This is a genomic window from Candidatus Endoriftia persephonae (genome assembly GCF_023733635.1).
Classification (GTDB): Bacteria; Pseudomonadota; Gammaproteobacteria; order Chromatiales; family Chromatiaceae; genus Endoriftia; species Endoriftia persephonae.
On the sequence record NZ_CP090569.1, the window covers coordinates 2148076 to 2166735 of the forward strand.

An 18660-nucleotide genomic window follows, 5' to 3' on the forward strand; every position below is an offset into this window, starting at 1 on the left:
AAACAGACAACTATCCAATCCATCATGTCTTCACGTGTTACCATTGCTAAATCACCTCTTATCTTTCTTTTCTTTCGTATGATTTTCTTGCGTGATCATTAATGTAGGCATTTAATCCGTCTCCGCTAGATGCTAATGCTTTCCTCTCTTCAATGTGTTTCTGTCCAGCGCTTCGATTGGTATAAAGATATATAGATCCATCACTGAATTGCACGCGAATATAGTCCGTGCCATTTTCATATGCTACGACCCCAGAATCACGATCTATATCGCTATATCGTTCCATTTTTATACTCCTTTCATTGTCATTTTTTGTGCATAACGCTTAGCATGAGGGGCGCAGATGTAGCGAGCGTAGCGAGAGAAATATGCGTCCCTCTCAATGCTTTTGTTATGAGCTTTCTGCATCATTACTTTGATCTATTAACGAAACTTCTTTGTTGATAAACGAAACCATAGACTTAATGCTATTGACTTCTGCCTCAGAAAATCCTTCTGATACTTCTGGCTCCTCTAGATGCTGCGATTGAATTAACACCTTAATCATATCAACATATGAAAATTCCTTTTTCTCACCATCAAAACAATTAAATACTACAATCTGATGAGCTTCATCCTTACTGAATACTAGTTTCATTTGACCCCCTAAAGTTCTTAAGGTTGTATTTTTTTACTCGCTTTTTTATTGATGCCTTTCCACCATCAGTGGTTTCAGCTATCAGATCCACAACGCCTACCCCTTCTATTTTTCCTTCCAAGGGATTAGAACGGATGGATATTTTATTGCAATCATTTCTACACATGACAATATTTTGAGCGTCTCCAAGCATCGGGATTGTCGCATTATGTGAGACAAGTATAATTTGCTTCCTGCTTTTGCATTCCTTTATGGCCTTAAGGAGTCCGTGATTTATATATCCTGTAGCAAGGTTATCCTCTGGCTGATCAATTATAAGTGGTGCATTGTCACTACCCCACCCAAGAATCAGGTCCAATATTACTGAGGTCTTCCAACCAGCACTTAAGCTATCAAAGTCCTTTCCTTCTTTAGTTATAATTCTGTATTTTTTCTTATTCATCCCTTCGAATTTTGATTTCACCCGTCTCTCAAAGTCATCATAATCGATAACCTTTGGAGATTTTTTTCTGAATCTATTTTCAAATAACGATTCTGGTGTAATTTTATCAAATGATGTCAGGCAAAAAGCAGGCTTTAGCATTTGATTTATTACTTCTAGAAATTTCTCTTTGGTTAATTCAAACTCATTATCTATGAACAGTTTGTGCCCCATAGACTCGATTTCTGTGGTAGTAATTATGATCTTGAATTTCGATATCGCATTAAGGGACTCTCTAAATACATGCTCGTTCCTAATGTACTTTCTAATCGAATCCAATAACTCCTCAAACTGCTGTCTTTTTATTGCGATTTCTCGATTCTCATGTTCTTGGGCGTTATCTATCTCTTCCTTTTTCTCGTTAATTACTTTACGAACACGATACTCAAACTTTGAAATTTTATGCGCCTCTAAAAGCTCTTCTTTTAATTTATCAACTAGTGTGCTGTCGTGTTTCACTAAAGGGTTGGACGAAAGAAATATATCAATTCTATCCAAGTCTCGAATATCTCGTATGTACTTAGCTTCTGCATATTCTATTGACTCAATAACATTATCATCCGCCAGCATAGGGCGTATAGGATTACCTTGAATTATTTCCGTGACGATCAGGTGTGATAACTTTGGAATCCTTTTTAGTGAATCCTGAAGGCTTTCAATTTCTTTTACTGATTGAACAAGCCTATTTAATTGAGAACCCAGCTCAGCTAGCCCATTTGCAATTGCCAACTTTTCATCTCTGTCAGATGGAAATACACTCTTAAGAATTGATATATCATCAATATTGTATTCATCATTTTTAGGGTCACATATTTTGCTAATATAGTTTTGATCCAAATAATGCGGATGCTGTCCGGCGGGATTATGGACAGTCATATCTCGAACGCTATACTTTGTATTTTTATAAATACTTCCTTCAATACTTCCCACAATCATTCTATATACCGAATCCACAAACAACGATTTACCACTAGAAGAGCCGCCTATCACAACATTTAACCCTGGTGTGAGACTGGCATCAATATCAATATTCTCATTATTTAGTGAAACATGTTGAATACACTCAGCCCATGAATCAGGCTTTTCGCCATACTTAAGGCGCGAGGACTCAGACAAGGAAATACGCAGCCCGTCAAATGTAGGACTTGCTAACATCCATGTAGGAATAAATTCAGATGCCTCACTTCCTGCTTTACAATTCGGATAGATAGTAGGGTTATAATTATCAGTTGCGGTAACAAGGTTGACAAAGTCCTTTATACCTAAGCGGCTAAAATAGTCGTGTGTTCTCTCCAGGCTTCTATTACTTCTCGCGGTAAAACCATCAAAATGATTGTAATAGACGCTCCTCTCAAGGGTTTTGTCAAACTGCACCCCAGATGGAATTGATATATCAAAGGTGGCGTGATTTTGACCTCCATGTGGTAGCAAAATGAACTCGAACTCATCAAATGAGTTCATTATATCTTCTAGTTTTGGGATGGTATGGTCGTTATTAGAAACAACTTTTTTAGGATATAGTTCATTAAGTTTTTCGTTCAGCTTATCAATAACAACTGATTCGATTCTGTCGAGGTTGAACAATATATGGCAATGATATGGGGAGGCGCTTTCATAGTTTCTTACATGTAATTCAACACCAAGAAGAATGTTTTCAATTTTCTGGATTGCTTCTAGGTACGCAGTTTTGTTGATGGTATTGTGATCAGTAAGAGATATTAAATAGCTGGAACCACTAGCTATTTCTTCAATTTTTGATTTCAGAGTATCAAGGTCATAAGAATCATTCAGATTCTCTGGGTTAGCTGACGTATGTATATGAAAATCAATAAAGACCGGTTCCATTCAGTTGCTCCATTGTGATGTCAGTTGTATTGCTCATAACCGCCGCCCATCAGCGGCAGCAAAAAGTGGCGCGGCTTTTGCGCAAGCAAAAGGCGTGACGCTTTTTGCTGTCCGCTGGATGGGCCTTGTTAGCTGCATTTACTTGCAAGCTCTAATTCATGCGAACAAAGACCAAGACTATGACTCTCTGTTTTGCCATTGCCTAGATCCCAATATTTCTCTACCCATGCCTGGCCATATTCATTAATCTCATAAACTTCTAAGACTTCATTTTGCATTGATTTTACATCTTCATTTTCTTCTACAGCTAAAGTCTTAATAATTGATTCATCAATATATATTACACGCACAAATGCACCAACTTTTACAAGGTTACCATTTTTATATTTTATACAATTCATTTTTTTTGTAACAACCAACTACTAGCGACATTTAATTGGTGTAAATACCATTACTCTTCACGAGCAACTACAAAATGTGGTGAATTATCAAAATAAGGTTCATTTTTATCAGAGAGATGCTCATGATCATATGCTTCTCCCATTCTTTCCATTTCTTGAGCCGCTGTTTTTAAAAATGATGCAATCATTCTTAGTTCATCAGGGCTTGCAACTAAGGTAATTTCGGCAAGTTCTGCTGGGACAATTTGCTCAATATCAAGACCTTCATCTTTATAGCCGTAGATTTTCATTGTTCTATGATTTCTCGTGCAGCTAACGACAAAGCTCAGCGGCGCGAGGTACGAGTGTCCGCTGGAGCTTATTGTTGGGCAATATCCTTATTTGCTATTCGCACGTAACTTGGCATTCTTGGATCTACGAATTTATAAACCCCTTTTGCCATGCGAGTTATGATTGATGATTCGTCATCGGACACAAGTCGGTTTAGATAATTATTCAGTTCAGATTGTAAAACACAATCACCTGTCAATTCCTGGATTTCTGAACGCCACATTGCCGCTGTAAACTCTCTTCTTCCTAGTCGAGATGCTGCAAATAACACAATACGATACATGTCTGTAGAATGGGATCTAATAGCAGCCTCATATTTCCTTGACAATGTACCTTCAGCATCTTGAACTGCTGAATTTATTGCTGTAGCCAAGTCATCCCTGCTTATAGTCGTCTTGTCTTTTGCTATTGCCTCTTCTGCGCACTTTAATGACAGCAGATGAGCAAAGTGTGGGTAACCAGAGCTAAGTTTAACAATCGATGATATGACGTTGTTTTCAAATGTTATAAATAGCTTTTTTGAGCCGCCGGTGATAATTTCCCGAATTTCTCTATCATCCATTTTCCTTAGTTTTGTTTCTTTCAGGCATCTTTGTGCCGATGGATGGGCACCGGTAAGATCCTCGCCAGTTTGTGCGATCCCGACAACGAATATTTTGAATTTTGATCCGTGGTCACTTAATAGCTTAATTAGTTCTGCCAATGAGACTTTGTCTTCTACACTGGCTATCTGGTCAGCTTCATCAATATATAGCAATCCAGAACTGTCTTTAAGTAAGTCGGCTACTTTTGATGGAGTGCATGGAGATACCATATAGTTCTTAGACTCTGTTCTATCGCTAGATACGCCCGCACTGGCGATTGGGATGCTGAGGCCTGCCTTTCCACTTTGTCTATGGCTTTTCGAATAGGAGGTTAGATTTACCTCAACACCAAGGTCCGCTAATGGTTGCTCAACTATTGATGCAAATGAGTCTTTTGAATCACAACGCTTAGTAAATAGCTTACCTTGTATGAGATTTTTAATAAGAAGCTGGGTTGATATATTAGCTAGAGAGCTCTTTCCAACTCCTCTATCACCATATAGCAGTACATGCTGGCCTGGGGTGTTTATATGCTCAATAATCTTTTTCACAACCTCCTGTCTTCCAAAAAACAAGTCGAGTGACTGAATTGGCTGATGAGGTGTAAATACCTGCCTAACTCCAGACCGTTCTATCTTAGATTCTCGAGTTAACCCAAAGAGATCCATGCGCTTTCACCTTTTCGTGATTTATGTGCCCAACGTCTTGGCTCAGTGGCGGCAAAAAGTGGAGCGAGGAACGAGCGGAGCTTTTTGGCGTCCACTGCAGCCACTTGTTAGCTGCTTGCTTTGCCATGGTATTGAAATTGTGTGGCCATCCCTCGCCCCTCTCCTGCTGAATTTGGCAACCAGCTATCCCGCTTCAACGCATGATAGACTTTGATCTACCACCTATTTTGGATGGCTACCAACTCTCCCCGCATCAGCGGCTGATGTGCTTTTGATGTTGCCACCTGTTTTGAATGGCTACCAACTTTCTCCGCTTCAGCGGCTGTTGTGCCTTTTGATGCTCCACCTGTTCAGGATGGCACTTTCTGCCCCGCTTCAGCGCGGCACGAGCTTTGACTCTACACCCGCTTGGGTTTTGCGACTTACTTTATCAACATAATCGCATGAAAAATTCTTGGCTTAAATTGACTACATTTCGGCTGACTAATGCACGTGTTCCTTCACCACTAAAAATTTGTCTTACAGCTAACGTCTTGGCTCAGTGGCGGCAAAAAGTGGAGCGAGGAACGAGCGGAGCTTTTTGCTGTCCGTGTGAATTTTGATTGTTAGAGGTGTTTTACTCTGGTAACTCAACTTTTTTTGCCTTTATGAATGCACGTTTTCCTTTTCCATAACGCTTTAGAAGGCTTGGATTCCTGAATGCTTCTATTAATGCACTGTTTAAATCATATGTAGTTGAGTCAAACCCATTTACCTCTACAGCTTTTTCAAACCCAAGAGTCGCTCCATTGGTACGCATATGAAGCAGCTCATGATAACTATTAGGGATGCTTAAATCCGTTGGTTTTTCATATGACTCTTTACATAATTCAACATTTATAGCATGAAAATTCCTGCACTTCGATGGCCTTACTTTGTATATTGAGCACTCACCATCTACTAAAAATGGACATTGCTGATTGGTGGCTAAATGCTCTTTATAAGTGAGTGGCTTAGCTTCTATTACATTTTTATTGGCTTGTTTCAGCGCTGCCTGTATCTGTTCAGGCTTGAACCGTTTTTTTACGAACTGAACTATTTTAAATATTTCAACAGGTTTGGCCTCTACTTTATAGTAACAACAGTATATACATCCTTTTCCACAAGCTATCCCATTTTGAGATTCATTTAGTGTCTTGGCAATAATTTCATCAAGTCTTTGATAAAAATTATCTAAGGACTTCATAGGTGAACTTTTTGAAAGCTCAGAAGAAGAAATATCAAACTCCTTTTTTGCTTTCATCTCAATTTCTTCCATAGCTTCATACCTCTAACGTTTGGGCTTAGTGGCGGCAAAAAGTGGAGCGAGGAACGAGCGGAGCTTTTTGACGTCCACTGGAGCCCCATTGTTGGGCATAATTCTGTGCTGGCCTGTATCCATAACTCTAAATACTCCACTTCCCTGAGGATTCGACTTTTCTGAGGCGGAAGGCTTGATTCGATTTCCTTCCAGTCTGCATCCTTATTCACACCCAAAAGCCTATCATTTCCCGATAGGCACGTGCAGCCAACTTCTACAATGGCGACGAAGCCGCATCTAGCCTGAGCCTTGCAAGGCGAGATGATCTTTCGTTAAGACACCAACCAAATTGCCCAACTCTCTACCATGATGCCGAATAGTCTGGGCTCCAAGCTTCTCCAACTCTACCCGACTTAAACTTAATTCTTTGTTGCCGTGCACGGCTTATTCTATGGCGATGCCTTGGTTGCCCAACGCCGCAAATCACCAGCAGTTTAAAGCGTTGCTTGTTTTGCGTAGGATGGAGCGCAGCGACTTACGCAAAACAAAGCAACTCTTTAAACTGTCTGAGTGAATTTGCATTGTTATGCAATTATGTTTCCGTAACGCTTCCAGCTCTTATTGTTTATAAGTTGAGATTTTCCAATAGCAAGAGATCTGCAGCCTTCAATTTCCTTAATTGTTTCTTTTATGGCAGAAAATAGCTGATCTGGGACCCAAGGATTAACCGATATCTTTTTAATGCAAGAAAGAGGTAATGAGATGTCTTTTGTTTCTTCTGATTCAGCATCTCCAGAGTAAACAGCTCGGAATTCCGACTCATCCCTGAATGCCCACCGCTTTAAAAACGGTAAATCATCTATCTCTAAATCTGGCCAACCAGTATCACCAATTGTTCTGTAATTAACCGGCCCACAGGTAATTCCCGCTTGTTGGTTGAGATGCCCAATTAACTTATCTCTGTCAAATACGACACAAACGCCATTTTCTCTAGAACAAAATACACTCCAGTGATGGTACGTCTCATTTTTCTCGGTGAAACAAAGTGCATAAACAGATGAGAGCTTCTTTCTTTTTTTATAGACCTCTAGAAAATAAGAATCATTTTTGTCGTCCCAGCTTGAAGGGTCCAGCAGGGTTAACTTCTTATTTCTCAGCATGTAAAGGACTGATGGTAGGTCAGTGTATCTTCTAATATCTTTCGAAATCATGTTGAGGTCTATCTTTATAATGCATAACGTTTGGGCTTAGTGGCGACAAAAAGTGGAGCGAGGAACGAGCGGAGCTTTTTGACGTCCACTGGAGCCCCATTGTTGGGCATAATTCTGTGCTGGCCTGTGTCCATAACTCAAAATTCTCCACTTCCCTGAGGATTCAACTTTTTTGAGGCGGAAGGCTTGATCCGATTTCCTTTCAGCTTGCACCATGACTTTGCCACCAAATTTCTGAGGCGGAAGGTTCAATTCGGCTTCCTTGCCGCCTGCACCATTATTCACACCCAAAAGCCTATCATTTCCCTGTAGGCACGTGCAGCCAACTTCTGCAATGGCGACGAAGCCGCATCCTGCCTAAGCCTTGCAAGGCGAGATGATCTTTCGACAGGGACAGACCCTATTAACCACCTATCCACCATGATGCCGAATAGTCTGGGCACCAAGCCTCTCCGACTCTACCCGATTTAAACTTAATTCTTTGTTGCCGTGCACGGCTTATTCTATGGCGATGCCTTGGTTGCCCAACGTCTTGGCTCAGTGGCGGCAAAAAGTGGAGCGAGGAACGAGCGGAGCTTTTTGGCGTCCACTGCAGCCACTTGTTAGCTGCTTGCTTTGCCATGGTATTGAAATTGTGTGGCCATCCCTCGCCCCTCTCCTGCTGAATTTGGCAACCAGCTATCCCGCTTCAACGCATGATAGACTTTGATCTACCACCTATTTTGGATGGCTACCAACTCTGCCCCGCTTCAGCGGCTGGGCCTTTGGCGCGCCACCTGTTTTGGACGGCTACCAACTCTCCCCGCATCAGCGGCTGATGTGCTTTTGATGTTGCCACCTGTTTTGAATGGCTACCAACTTTCTCCGCTTCAGCGGCTGTTGTGCCTTTTGATGCTCCACCTGTTCAGGATGGCACTTTCTGCCCCGCTTCAGCGCGGCACGAGCTTTGACTCTACACCCGCTTTGGTTTTGCGACTTACTTTATCAACATAATCGCATGAAAAATTCTTGGCTTAAATTGACTACATTTCGGCTGACTAATGCACGTGTTCCTTCACCACTAAAAATTTGTCTTACAGCTAACGTCTTGGCTCAGTGGCGGCAAAAAGTGGAGCGAGGAACGAGCGGAGCTTTTTGGCGTCCACTGCAGCCACTTGTTAGCTGCTTTCTTTGCCATGATATTGAAATTGTGTGGCCATCCCTCGCCCTTCTCCTGCTGAATTTGGCAACCAGTTATCCCGCTTCAGCGTATGACAGACTTTGATCTGCCACCTATTTTGGATGGCGACCAACTCTGGCCGCATCAGCGGCTGATGTGCTTTTGATGTTGCCACCTGTTTGGATGGCTACCAACTCTGCCCCGCATCAGCGGCTGAGTTGCCTTCGATGCACCACCTGTTTTGGATGGCTATCAACTTTCCCGCTTCAGCGCGGTACGGACTTTGACTCTACACCCGTTTGGATTTGGCAACCAATTTTCTCGCATAAGCGCGTGACAAATTATGGACTTGAATTGACTGAGCTTGGGGTGCCTGATGCGTTTGTTCATCGATCATCAATATTTGTCTTTCAGCTAACGTCTTGGCTCAGTGGCGGCAAAAAGTGGAGCGAGGTACGAGCGGAGCTTTTTGACGTCCACTGGAGCCCATTGTTGGGCACAATTCTGTGCTGGCCTGTGTCTATGATTCACAATGCTCCACCGCTCTGATGGCGTGCCGTTTCTCCAGTGGAAAGTTTGAACCGCTTTCCTTGCAGCCTGCACCATTATTCACACCCAAAAGCCTATCATTTCCCTGTAGGCACGTGCAGCCAACTTCTGCAATGGCGACGAAGCCGCATCCGGCCTGAGCCTTGCAAGGCGAGATGATCTTTCGGCAGGGACAGACCCTATTAACCACCTATCCGCCATGATGCCGAATAGTCTGGGCTCAAAACCTCTCCGACTCTACCCAACTTAAACTTAATTCTCTGTTGCCTTGCACGGCTTATTCTATGGCGATGCCTTGGTTGCCCAACGCCTTGCTCAGCGGCAATTCAAAGTGGCACGTTTTTGCGAACGCAAAACAAGTGCCGCTTTGAATTGTCCGCTGGAGCTACTTGTTAGAATGTTTTATAAGTTCCTTTTTAGGGATTCCAGCTAACTTTAAGGCTTGCTCAACTCCTCCTTTAGGGAACAGACCATTTTTATCATTGGCTTTTTCGGATAGCTTTTTATCGATGGCTTTAGTCAAAAAACTAACAGCTGGTGGGATTTGGTATTCCTCATAGTACTCCCTCAGAAAGTTAATAACCTCCCAGTGCTCGTCTGTTAACTCTAATTCATCCTCATGCGCTGTAATTTCAGCAAAACCCGGCACCCATTCATTTAAGTTTACAATATACCCATCCCTGTCCGTTTTGATATTTTTACCGCTAACATTCAATTCTCTCGTTTTTATTTTTTCTGAATTATTATCAACTGATAATACTTTGTATCCATCTATATCCTGCAGTAAGCCTTTTTTGAACAATGCTAACGCTGCGAGCAGTCCGTGATTGCTACCTTTTACCACTAACCTAATTGAACCTTCTTCAATTCTAACCAATGTAAGATCTGAGTCACTGACGATTGATTGTAAGTGTTTTATAATAGCTTCCGCTTTTGTTTTATCTACGTCGCTAACTTTACCACTTAAAACCAGAACCCATTCTTTTTCTTTGTTAACTTCCGTCTCTTCATTATTTTCTTTAACCCCAAGTTTTTCTAAAAATAGATTGACAATCTTTTCAGGGTCGTTACTGGCAGCATTCACGTAACCAATATGATTTGATAGCCCAGGTATTTCTCCTTCATACCCATCAACTCTTATTGGTAATACGTACTCGGAACCAAATGTTGAAATAGCCTTTTCAAGAGCCTGTTGTCTCTCGTAATTAGTCCACATCTTTTTTTTATAATGATCGGACAAGAATAGCATGCAATACTGGCTTTCCTTGTTGTAAATTTCTCTGAGTTTAACTGGAAGATCAGCACCCCAAAGTTCACCCTGGCAATCATTGTCATAGAATACGGAAATGCCATTCCTTTTTAATCCCTTAGCCACGGCCTCTGAAAATGCTCGATCCTCTCCAGCAAAAGATAGTGCCACTTGAAATTTTTGGCTTTGAGGTTGTGTGATTGGCTGCATGTATATCCTCCTGAGTGCTTGAAATTCTAACGTTGCAAATAACCGGATGCCAAAAGTTGCAGAGCGAAGCGACGCAGCTTTTGGCAGTCCGTGTTAATTTGCCTTGTTAGGGCTATTTACATTACTGCTATTATTATTTATTTTTGGTGCATCTGGGGCGGAACCATAACCAACAGATACCCCGCTATAGCCCCAAGTATTCCGATTGCCGCACTTCCGGCGTCTGGGTTAAGGACAGCAAGAATACTGGCAAATGTTGCAACAATAACTATGCCAGTAATCCGTACATTGAATATACCGAAACCTTCCTTCATATGGCCAAATACTCTAATAAGAGCATATACGCCAAAGCCCACTACAGCGAGAATTGCGATGCCCCTATTTATTTCAACTTCTCTTAACAACGTCAGAAATTGTTCCACGATATTTCAATACCTTATTTTTTCAAGAATACCTTCAAGCTGCTTTAATGCTGACGGTGACAAACGAATTGATTGACTCTTTTTTCCAATTTCTTGCCTATCAATCGACCCGTAAGTGTCGATTTGAAGGTAATCGCCATCTTCCGAATGTATTACAGTGTATGTCGCATTAACTTCCGTATGCTTTGACTCTCTTTCAAGAGTAATTGGATCCAATTTTCTTACTATGGCCATGTTTCCCTCTCTATTTATTGCCCTAACGCTTTAATAACCTGACGTTTTTTCTTGCGGCCTGCCTTTTAGGCCGTAAGAAAAAATGGTCAGCGTTAATTTACTTGTTAGGCTTTTTTGTAAAATTAACATGATACTTCTAGTATTACACCTTTTAGATTTGTAATAACTAAATATTTAGATCCTTCAGGATTTACCCAAGAGTATTTTATAATGTCATTCCGTTTTATAGATGAACCAAATTGTATGGTTTTTTCTATTACTTCTGGATTAATGTTTTCTCTCTCAATATGGCTGGCCACAGTGTTTGAATAGTATTCATTACCTATCTTTTTTATTGAGCGTTTGAATTTATTTTTTTCTGACAAGTAAAGTATAAAAGATATTGCTGATATAATTCCTGATGCTACTAAAATATAATTTTTTGTCTGTTTTTCAAATACGGCGCCTAATAAATCAGAACTCCAAGGGTCGCCACCAATAGCGAATATAGCTATTGATAGTATGAAGATACTAAAAAATATTGATGTGTTTTTTTCTGCCATTTTATTTTTTATAGCCTAACATTGAAATGGGCTGCGGCAGCGTTTTCTGAGATGGACTGTGGCAGCCTATTGCGAAATAGGTGGCCATAGACTAGCTTATAGTCTATAGAATTAAAATCCTTGCCATGGAGGGCTTAGGATGCCTCATAAAAACCGGCTGAACAACAGTTCACGGTATGCGAATTTCTGGCGTAACTATCAGAGAAATCTTACAAAGGCAGGTGTATCACCCAAGGCGCGCCCTTGGTATCAGAGGCATGTCGAAAATTATATTCGATATCACCATGATGTGCGCCTTAAGACACATAATCCGTCTCACGTGGCAGCCTATCTCGAAAATGTAGGCCGTAAACCAGGCTTTGAGGCCTTTCGATTTCGGCAGATAATCGATGCTTTGAAAATCCTTTTTTGCCGTCAAGTCAATAACGGCTTATGTGCAGGGGTTGATTGGATATATTGGGCTGCAGCAGCTGAATCGCTCAGTTCTGATCACCCAACACTGGCGAGGTCACAAACTGATGCTGTCGGAGAGATCGATATAAGACCCAAGCGGGGAGGTCTTTTAGCTGAATGGTATAGGCGTAATCCAGGGGGTTACGAGCGCTATATCACGGCGGTGAGGGTGCGGAGCTTGTCGATTCGCACCGAGCAAAGTTACGCGGATTGGGTGGCCCGCTTCTTGGCTTTTTCTGATTGGTGTGCTGATGATCAGTTGTCTGCTGATACTGTTGCCCGCTTTCTCGACTACCTGGCTGTGCGACGGAGTGTTGCCGCCTCAACTCAGAACCAGGCGCTCAATGCCTTGGTCTTTCTTTTCAAAAATGTGCTTGGCCGTTCACTGGACGAGATGGATCGTTTTGTACGCGCACGTCCCAAGCGTCGCCTACCCACGGTTCTGACGACTTCAGAGGTTGAGCAATTGCTACGCACCATGCCCGACAAGTCACGATTGATGGGGGCTTTACTCTACGGTACGGGTATGCGACTGATGGAGTGCATGCGTCTTCGTGTGATGGACATTGATTTCGCCTATTCACAAATTTCCGTGCGCCAAGGTAAAGGCGGCAAGGACAGAACGGTCCCCCTGCCGCTTTCATTGGTTGATCCGTTACGCCAGCACCTTGCCAGGGTACAAAAGCTGCATGAGTCGGATCTTGCTGACGGTTTCGGTAAAGTGTTTCTGCCCGTAGCGCTGGCACGCAAATATCCATCCGCAGAGAGTGAGTGGCGTTGGCAATACGTTTTTCCCGCCAGCCGACTCTCAACTGACCCGCGAACCGGTGTAACACGCAGAAATCATCTGCACGAGTCGGTTATACAGAAAGCCGTGCGGCAGGCGCTGCTGAAGACAGGGATCAACAAGCGGGCAACACCCCACACCTTCCGGCATTCCTTCGCGACTCACCTGCTTGAGCAGGGAAGCGATATCCGAACCGTACAGGATTTACTAGGCCACGCTGATGTCAGTACAACGGAAATCTACACCCATGTCCTGCGGCGCGGTGGAAAGGGTGTGAACAGCCCGCTGGATCGTTTGCAACTGTAACAGTTTGGAACGGACTCACGATGACGGTTTCAGGGACATCGAAGCGGCAAATTCAAAGGAGGTATCCTCCCTTCCGGCAACAGTCCCGACATCACCTTGTATTTCATAACTTACCCTGAGATTTGCCATGGCATGAGGAAGGGGGGAACGGCAACAGCTCACCATAGGAGCGTCATTATCAGACTCAGCCTTTGCTGTTGCCGTCTACACGAATCTGGCCACGGCATTGGTCGGTCACGGGTGTGAATAGAGTCATCCTTCACGCCGCCCAGTTCAGGTCATGACTGGCGTCCTTAGCTGGAGCACACTCCAAAGAGCGAACTGTCACCCACCGACGATCAACACAAGGCCTGCCCGATGAGAAGCAAAACAGGCTTGCATAGATGCCAGGATTTTTGCATAATCCCGCCTCCCGTTAAAGGTGACTTTGCAGCGATTCGTGCAAGCCATCTTTGTTCCAAGAGCGCCCGTAGCTCAGCTGGATAGAGTACCTGGCTACGAACCAGGTGGTCGGAGGTTCGAATCCTTCCGGGCGCGCCATATCTTCGCAGCAAGAGCAAACAGTTAGCAGGATCCGCTAGCCGCTTGCTCTTTTCTGGACACCAGTGCGGGACTTTTTCTAAAGTCTGTTTCGCACACGCTATTTGCTGTATCGATTAGATTTTGCAGTTCCGCAATAGAGTAGCGCGTGGCGATCGGTCCCGACTTGTGCCGCCGTAGTTTCTATCGACCATCAAAACTAGCCGTGGCTTCCCATTGCGGGTAAACGCATGGTAATGCTTGCTACGCCAGCCTTCTGTCACTTGTTTGGCAGCATCATTGATGTGCGATGGGCCTCTCCTCGCGGTTCTTGAACTCGTGTTACTGCATTCACTTTGAACAGACTCATACCTGGCAGACGGCCAGGAAGGGCCCGAAGGAGGTAAGACTGCTCATCCCAACTCATCGGATAACCTCTTTTACTGCTTCCCTGCCATTCCGCTGCACGTATTAAACCGAAATAACCTTCCTGAAGTTTTGCGCGTAAAGGCTGGCCGCAGTCACTTCAATCGCTGCCCGGTTAGTCCAGGAACTGACCTTGCGTTGTGCTCTTTTTGCCGGCAACCAAACATAGTCATCATGCTCATTTGCACTGAGTATGGGCATTCGGCGCGCTGGAAGCAGGAGAGAAAACCAATGCTCTGTGTTGAATCGGGCATTGGCTGAATAGCGGCTACGCCAAGGCGGGACGATGGAGAATCGTTCAGTGTGCCGCAGATCATTCAACAGCGAACCGGCCATGATGCCGGTCTCTTCATAGAGTTCACGCCGTGCCGCCTGCAGCGGCGACTCCCCCCAACGCAGGCTGCCCGTCACCGACTGCCAGAAAGCACTCGGTGAGCGGCGACGCAGCAACAGAAATTCGCCACCGATAGTGTAGGCCACCACCAGCACCGACTCCGGCCGCTTGAAGCGATGCTCAGGCAGTAGAATCCTCGCTCTGCGGTTTACGCACACGAATCGAGAGCTCCCGCAGCTGGTCCATGCCCACTTCAGAGGGCGCCGAGGTCATCATGCAGGCGGCCGTTTGGGTCTTTGGGAAGGCCATGACTTCACGGATCGAGCTGGATCCGGTCAGCAGCATCACCAGCCGATCCAGGCCAAACGCCAGGCCACCGTGGGGCGGACAGCCATATTTCAGCGCGGTCAGCAGGAAGCCGAATTTCTCTTCTGCCTCTTCATCGCTGATCTCCAACAACTTGAAGATTTTCTGCTGTACCTCCTGCAGATGGATACGGATAGAGCCGCCACCCAGCTCCACGCCGTTCAGCACCATGTCGTAGGCGCGGGATTTGCAACCACCTGGATCGCTCTCCAGCAGCTCCAGCTGGTCGAGCTTGGGGGAGGTGAAGGGGTGGTGTAGCGGGGTCCAGCGATCATGGTTGTCGTCCCACTCGAACATCGGGAAGTCGACCACCCAGAGCGGCCGCCAGCCCTCCTCCATCAGGCCCAGATCCTCACCGACCTTGACTCGCAGGGCCCCGAGGGCCTCGTTAACCACGCTCGTCTTGTCGGCACCAAAGAAGATCAGGTCGCCATCCTGGGCACCGGTGCGCTGCATGATGCCCTCCACCGCGGCATCGGTGAGGAACTTAAGGATCGGCGATTGCAACCCATCTCGGCCTTTGGCCGCCTCGTTCACCTTGATGTAGGCAAGACCCCTGGCGCCATAGATGCCTACAAACTTGGTGTATGCGTCGATCTCCTTGCGGCTGAGCTTGCAGCCACCGGGCACGTGCAGCGCAGCAACCCGGCCGTGGGGATCTTTGGCCGGAGCGGAGAAGACCTTGAACTCCACATCCTGCATCAGATCGCGCAGGTCGATCAACTCCAGCGGCACTCGCAGGTCGGGGCGATCAGAACCATAGCGCTCCATCGCCTCATCGTAGGTCATGCGCGGGAAGGGATTAGGCAGATCGGTGCCAAGGACCTCCTTAAACAGCTGACGAATCATCTCCTCGTTGAGATCCATAATCTGATCTTCGCTGAGGAAGGAGGTCTCGATATCGAGCTGGGTGAACTCAGGCTGACGATCGGCCCGCAGATCCTCATCACGGAAGCAGCGCACCACCTGATAATAACGATCCATGCCCGACATCATCAGCAGCTGCTTGAAGAGCTGCGGCGACTGCGGCAATGCAAAGAACTGCCCAGGATGGGTACGGCTCGGCACCAGATAGTCGCGGGCACCCTCAGGGGTCGCCTTGGTCAGCATTGGGGTCTCGATGTCGAGAAAGCCCCGCTCATCGAGAAAGCGACGCAGTGAGCGGGTGACCTGGGCGCGAATGCGAATCTTCTCCAGCATCTCAGGGCGACGCAGGTCCACATAACGGTAGCGCAGGCGCACCTCTTCGGAAGTGTTTTCGTGCTCATCAAGCTGGAACGGTGGGGTCTCAGCGCGATTCAGCACCTCCAGTTCAAGACCGAGGATTTCAATCTCGCCGGTAGGCAGATCGGGATTGACGGTGCCCTCCGGGCGCGGGCGCACGCGGCCCTTCACCCGCAACACAAACTCGTTGCGCACATGCTCGGCAATAGAAAAGATCTCCGAGCGGTCGGGATCATAGACTACCTGCACCAACCCCTCCCGGTCGCGCAGGTCGATGAAGATCACTCCACCATGGTCGCGGCGACGATGAACCCAACCGCAAATTTCTACTTCCTGATCGATATGCGAGCTGCTGAGCTCGCCGCAATAGTGGCTGCGCATGAAATGCCTTCCTGAAATCAAAGACTTGATCCGGGAATAGTGCCCGGTAAAAAGCGGGGATGTTACGGCTTGGCCTCGGCTTGTGCAAGCTCGTCCTCGGGCTTGGCGGGGGGCGGTACAATTGCTCCCATGGAGAGCAACATCTTGAGCCCGTCATCCACGCTCATTTCGAGCTCCTGCACCTCTTCTTTCGGCACCATCACGAAGTAACCACCGGTGGGGTTGGGCGTGGTCGGGATATAGACATTCAGCACCTCGCACCCTGTCTTCTGCTGCGCCTCCCCCACATCGGCGCTGGTAAGAAAACCCAGGGTCCAGAGACCGCGTCGGGGAAATTCCACCAACACCACCTTGCGAAAGGAGTCGCCATTGTCGGAGAACATGGTCTCCACTAGCTGTTTGACCGCGGAATAGACTGAGCGGACCAGAGGAATGCGAGCCAACAGCCGCTCCCACAGACGGACCAACTTGCGTCCAAACAGGTTTGCCGCCACCAGCCCGGTGAATAATAGGATCAGCAGGGAAAGCAGCACCCCCAGACCAGGGATCGTCGTACCGAGAAGGGTTTCTGGGCGATATTGCAGTGGCAGCAGCAGCAGGCTGCTGTCCATCCAGCGAACCAAGGTGCGGACGACCAGGTACACGGCCACCAGCGGCAACCAGACCAGCAGGCCCGCTACCAGATAGCGTCGCAGCAAGAGCATCTCAGTAAAGTCTTAGTTGGAGCAGCTGGAACCGCCGCCACAGACGGATTTGGACTCCTTTTTACCCGAATCATGGAGGTTCTTTTTGCTGCCTTGCTTGAAGTCTGTCTCGTACCAGCCCCCTCCTTTTAGACGGAATCCGGCGGCGGAGAGCTGCTTCTTCAGGGCGGGCTGACCACACTCGGGGCAGTCGGTTAATAGCGCATCGCTCATCTTCTGCAGCGCTTCCAGTTCGTGGCCGCAGGCTTCGCAACGATATTCATAGATCGGCATTTTGCTCTCTCCCGAGTTACTGGCAACACCTGTATCGACAAGAGGGGTTGCACATCGAAAAATTCGGCAAATTTTAGCACATGAAAGCAGCAGGCTCGCTACTCGAGACCAAATTCCCCTCCATTTTCCTCGGTTTCTTTGCGCGACTCCTCTCTGAGTTCTTCGATCAGACAGATCAACCTGGCATGTTCATTCTCCGGCTGCCCAAAGCGCAGATAGCGCTCAAGGTGTTCGTAGATCGACTCAAGCCGCTCATTTCGATGATGAAGGTAGAGCAGATAGCGGGCAAGCGGTGCGCCAACACCCTCTCGCTCCCTGACCTTCTCCGCCATCCGCAAGGCAATCTTGATCTCGTCTTTTGATGGCCGCTGCATCACACTACCCTTCCGCCCGCTCCCGCGATTCACGCCGCTCTCTGAGCATACGACTCTGGAGGCGCAGGATATGCCGAATCAAGGCGTCACGGTCGCTGTCACGGATGCTGGAAAAGCTTATTCTGAGCAGGAATGCATAGTCTTGATTGGCCTCACCTGCATCGCAGCCAACCACCTCACCAAAGGTGATGATCCCGGTAAAAGATGGCAGTAACAGCAGTTTTACTTCAAGCAAGGCACCGATTTCCATGCTTTCTGAGGTCCCAAAGGAGATCCCTCCTGCACTCAGGCTGATCGGCTTGGCCGGCTGTTCCAGCAACTCCGTCTCCTCCGCCAGAAAGCTCTGCCCCAGCAACTCGATCTTCTCATCCAACGCCCGCAGATAGTCGGCCACATCTGGATCTCTGAGTTCGATACGGTGCAGCGCGGCGGAGAGATGCCGATCGATCGCCTGCATCCGGGTCATCACGGTGAAACTGCTGTCGACATGCTGCCCCAGCTCCCTCATCTGTCCCTGCAGCTCGCCCTGCTGCACCACCCGGTAACTCATCTGTACCGAATCATCAATGCGAAAAAACCGCCGGCGCTCACTCGGCCTGCCACCCTGTCTCTCAATCGACATCAATCGACATCAATCGACTCCCTTAACCTAGGTTAGGTTGCTGAAATAGTCCGCCATTCGATGGGCACCCCGATCATAACTGGCTTGCGG

The 18660-nt window shown here is 46.5% G+C and carries 19 protein-coding genes, 1 tRNA gene and 1 pseudogene; 2 read left to right on the forward strand and 19 right to left on the reverse strand.

Annotation, left to right across the window (positions count from 1 at the left end; all coding sequences use genetic code 11):
* Positions 1-58: 58 nt before the first annotated feature.
* From L0Y14_RS09650 to L0Y14_RS09710, 13 genes and pseudogenes are all read right to left on the reverse strand, one after another.
* On the reverse strand, positions 59-286 hold the full coding sequence (locus tag L0Y14_RS09650; RefSeq protein WP_083825199.1) for a hypothetical protein: 228 nt from the start codon (positions 284-286) through the stop codon (positions 59-61).
* A 105-nt stretch (positions 287-391) separates the two neighbouring features.
* Positions 392-637: a hypothetical protein gene (locus L0Y14_RS09655; RefSeq protein WP_138921947.1), complete on the reverse strand. Its 246-nt coding sequence runs from the start codon at positions 635-637 to the stop codon at positions 392-394.
* Positions 618-2963: a hypothetical protein gene (locus L0Y14_RS09660; RefSeq protein ID WP_006475810.1), complete on the reverse strand. Its 2346-nt coding sequence runs from the start codon at positions 2961-2963 to the stop codon at positions 618-620. The genes L0Y14_RS09655 and L0Y14_RS09660 overlap by 20 nt, the downstream gene beginning before the upstream one ends.
* Before the next feature lie 128 nt (positions 2964-3091).
* Positions 3092-3364: a hypothetical protein gene (locus L0Y14_RS09665; RefSeq protein WP_138921946.1), complete on the reverse strand. Its 273-nt coding sequence runs from the start codon at positions 3362-3364 to the stop codon at positions 3092-3094.
* Positions 3365-3414: 50 nt separating this feature from the next.
* The gene (locus L0Y14_RS09670) at positions 3415-3654 is read right to left on the reverse strand and encodes an Imm32 family immunity protein (RefSeq protein ID WP_138921945.1); all 240 of its coding nucleotides are present in this window, start codon (positions 3652-3654) and stop codon (positions 3415-3417) included.
* Between the two features lie 68 nt (positions 3655-3722).
* Entirely contained in the window at positions 3723-4829 is a 1107-nt protein-coding gene (locus L0Y14_RS09675; RefSeq protein WP_251859181.1) for an AAA family ATPase, read from the reverse strand.
* Positions 4830-5562: 733 nt separating this feature from the next.
* Complete coding sequence (locus tag L0Y14_RS09680) at positions 5563-6243, reverse strand: YkgJ family cysteine cluster protein (protein ID WP_083825219.1); 681 nt, start codon at positions 6241-6243, stop codon at positions 5563-5565.
* A 566-nt stretch (positions 6244-6809) separates the two neighbouring features.
* Entirely contained in the window at positions 6810-7385 is a 576-nt protein-coding gene (locus tag L0Y14_RS09685; RefSeq protein ID WP_138921964.1) for a DUF2971 domain-containing protein, read from the reverse strand.
* Positions 7386-9529: 2144 nt separating this feature from the next.
* Positions 9530-9859, reverse strand: a complete 330-nt coding sequence (locus tag L0Y14_RS16520; protein ID WP_040819791.1) for a TusE/DsrC/DsvC family sulfur relay protein — start codon at positions 9857-9859, stop codon at positions 9530-9532.
* Between the two features lie 111 nt (positions 9860-9970).
* A pseudogene (locus L0Y14_RS16550) lies at positions 9971-10603 on the reverse strand (TIR domain-containing protein); the annotation flags it as partial.
* 137 nt (positions 10604-10740) lie between these two features.
* Positions 10741-11025, reverse strand: a complete 285-nt coding sequence (locus L0Y14_RS09700; RefSeq protein WP_040819774.1) for a hypothetical protein — start codon at positions 11023-11025, stop codon at positions 10741-10743.
* Positions 11026-11031: 6 nt separating this feature from the next.
* A complete protein-coding gene (locus L0Y14_RS09705; protein ID WP_251859182.1) occupies positions 11032-11259 on the reverse strand; it encodes a methionyl-tRNA formyltransferase in 228 nt (75 codons plus the stop codon).
* A gap of 122 nt (positions 11260-11381) precedes the next feature.
* Positions 11382-11801: a hypothetical protein gene (locus L0Y14_RS09710; RefSeq protein WP_138921886.1), complete on the reverse strand. Its 420-nt coding sequence runs from the start codon at positions 11799-11801 to the stop codon at positions 11382-11384.
* A 139-nt stretch (positions 11802-11940) separates the two neighbouring features.
* On the opposite strand from L0Y14_RS09710, the gene L0Y14_RS09715 reads away from it, so the two are divergent.
* Both L0Y14_RS09715 and L0Y14_RS09720 read left to right on the forward strand, forming a co-directional pair.
* Positions 11941-13347, forward strand: coding sequence for an integron integrase (locus L0Y14_RS09715; RefSeq protein ID WP_006475228.1), 1407 nt, complete (start codon positions 11941-11943; stop codon positions 13345-13347).
* 463 nt (positions 13348-13810) lie between these two features.
* Positions 13811-13887, forward strand: a tRNA-Arg gene (locus L0Y14_RS09720).
* A gap of 450 nt (positions 13888-14337) precedes the next feature.
* Here the strand turns inward: L0Y14_RS09720 and nudB are convergent.
* From nudB to L0Y14_RS09750, 6 genes are all read right to left on the reverse strand, one after another.
* Positions 14338-14775 carry a dihydroneopterin triphosphate diphosphatase gene (gene nudB, locus L0Y14_RS09725; RefSeq protein ID WP_251859183.1) on the reverse strand — a complete coding sequence of 146 codons (438 nt, stop codon included), beginning with the start codon at positions 14773-14775 and terminating at the stop codon, positions 14338-14340.
* Between the two features lie 31 nt (positions 14776-14806).
* Positions 14807-16597 carry an aspartate--tRNA ligase gene (aspS, locus tag L0Y14_RS09730; RefSeq protein ID WP_006475230.1) on the reverse strand — a complete coding sequence of 597 codons (1791 nt, stop codon included), beginning with the start codon at positions 16595-16597 and terminating at the stop codon, positions 14807-14809.
* Positions 16598-16659: 62 nt separating this feature from the next.
* Complete coding sequence (locus tag L0Y14_RS09735) at positions 16660-17301, reverse strand: DUF502 domain-containing protein (RefSeq protein ID WP_040819776.1); 642 nt, start codon at positions 17299-17301, stop codon at positions 16660-16662.
* 12 nt (positions 17302-17313) lie between these two features.
* Complete coding sequence (locus L0Y14_RS09740; protein ID WP_006475232.1) at positions 17314-17574, reverse strand: FmdB family zinc ribbon protein; 261 nt, start codon at positions 17572-17574, stop codon at positions 17314-17316.
* A gap of 98 nt (positions 17575-17672) precedes the next feature.
* Complete coding sequence (locus L0Y14_RS09745; protein WP_006475233.1) at positions 17673-17948, reverse strand: hypothetical protein; 276 nt, start codon at positions 17946-17948, stop codon at positions 17673-17675.
* A gap of 4 nt (positions 17949-17952) precedes the next feature.
* Positions 17953-18570 (reverse strand): PilZ domain-containing protein, encoded by a 618-nt coding sequence (locus L0Y14_RS09750; RefSeq protein WP_040819780.1) that lies wholly within the window; start codon positions 18568-18570, stop codon positions 17953-17955.
* Positions 18571-18660: the final 90 nt, after the last annotated feature.

What these genes read in the sequence shown, in the direction of transcription:
- L0Y14_RS09660 (WP_006475810.1), bottom strand. Translation starts at nt 2,963, where the DNA reads ATGGAACCGGTCTTTATTGATTTTCATATACATACGTCAGCTAACCCA.
- L0Y14_RS09710 (WP_138921886.1), bottom strand. Translation starts at nt 11,801, where the DNA reads ATGGCAGAAAAAAACACATCAATATTTTTTAGTATCTTCATACTATCA.
- L0Y14_RS09705 (WP_251859182.1), bottom strand. Translation starts at nt 11,259, where the DNA reads ATGGCCATAGTAAGAAAATTGGATCCAATTACTCTTGAAAGAGAGTCA.
- L0Y14_RS09685 (WP_138921964.1), bottom strand. Translation starts at nt 7,385, where the DNA reads ATGCTGAGAAATAAGAAGTTAACCCTGCTGGACCCTTCAAGCTGGGAC.
- L0Y14_RS09650 (WP_083825199.1), bottom strand. Translation starts at nt 286, where the DNA reads ATGGAACGATATAGCGATATAGATCGTGATTCTGGGGTCGTAGCATAT.
- aspS (WP_006475230.1), bottom strand. Translation starts at nt 16,597, where the DNA reads ATGCGCAGCCACTATTGCGGCGAGCTCAGCAGCTCGCATATCGATCAG.
- L0Y14_RS09750 (WP_040819780.1), bottom strand. Translation starts at nt 18,570, where the DNA reads ATGTCGATTGAGAGACAGGGTGGCAGGCCGAGTGAGCGCCGGCGGTTT.
- L0Y14_RS09670 (WP_138921945.1), bottom strand. Translation starts at nt 3,654, where the DNA reads ATGAAAATCTACGGCTATAAAGATGAAGGTCTTGATATTGAGCAAATT.
- L0Y14_RS09655 (WP_138921947.1), bottom strand. Translation starts at nt 637, where the DNA reads ATGAAACTAGTATTCAGTAAGGATGAAGCTCATCAGATTGTAGTATTT.
- L0Y14_RS09715 (WP_006475228.1), top strand. Translation starts at nt 11,941, where the DNA reads ATGCCTCATAAAAACCGGCTGAACAACAGTTCACGGTATGCGAATTTC.
- L0Y14_RS09680 (WP_083825219.1), bottom strand. Translation starts at nt 6,243, where the DNA reads ATGGAAGAAATTGAGATGAAAGCAAAAAAGGAGTTTGATATTTCTTCT.
- L0Y14_RS09735 (WP_040819776.1), bottom strand. Translation starts at nt 17,301, where the DNA reads ATGCTCTTGCTGCGACGCTATCTGGTAGCGGGCCTGCTGGTCTGGTTG.
- L0Y14_RS09740 (WP_006475232.1), bottom strand. Translation starts at nt 17,574, where the DNA reads ATGCCGATCTATGAATATCGTTGCGAAGCCTGCGGCCACGAACTGGAA.
- L0Y14_RS09665 (WP_138921946.1), bottom strand. Translation starts at nt 3,364, where the DNA reads ATGAATTGTATAAAATATAAAAATGGTAACCTTGTAAAAGTTGGTGCA.
- L0Y14_RS09745 (WP_006475233.1), bottom strand. Translation starts at nt 17,948, where the DNA reads ATGCAGCGGCCATCAAAAGACGAGATCAAGATTGCCTTGCGGATGGCG.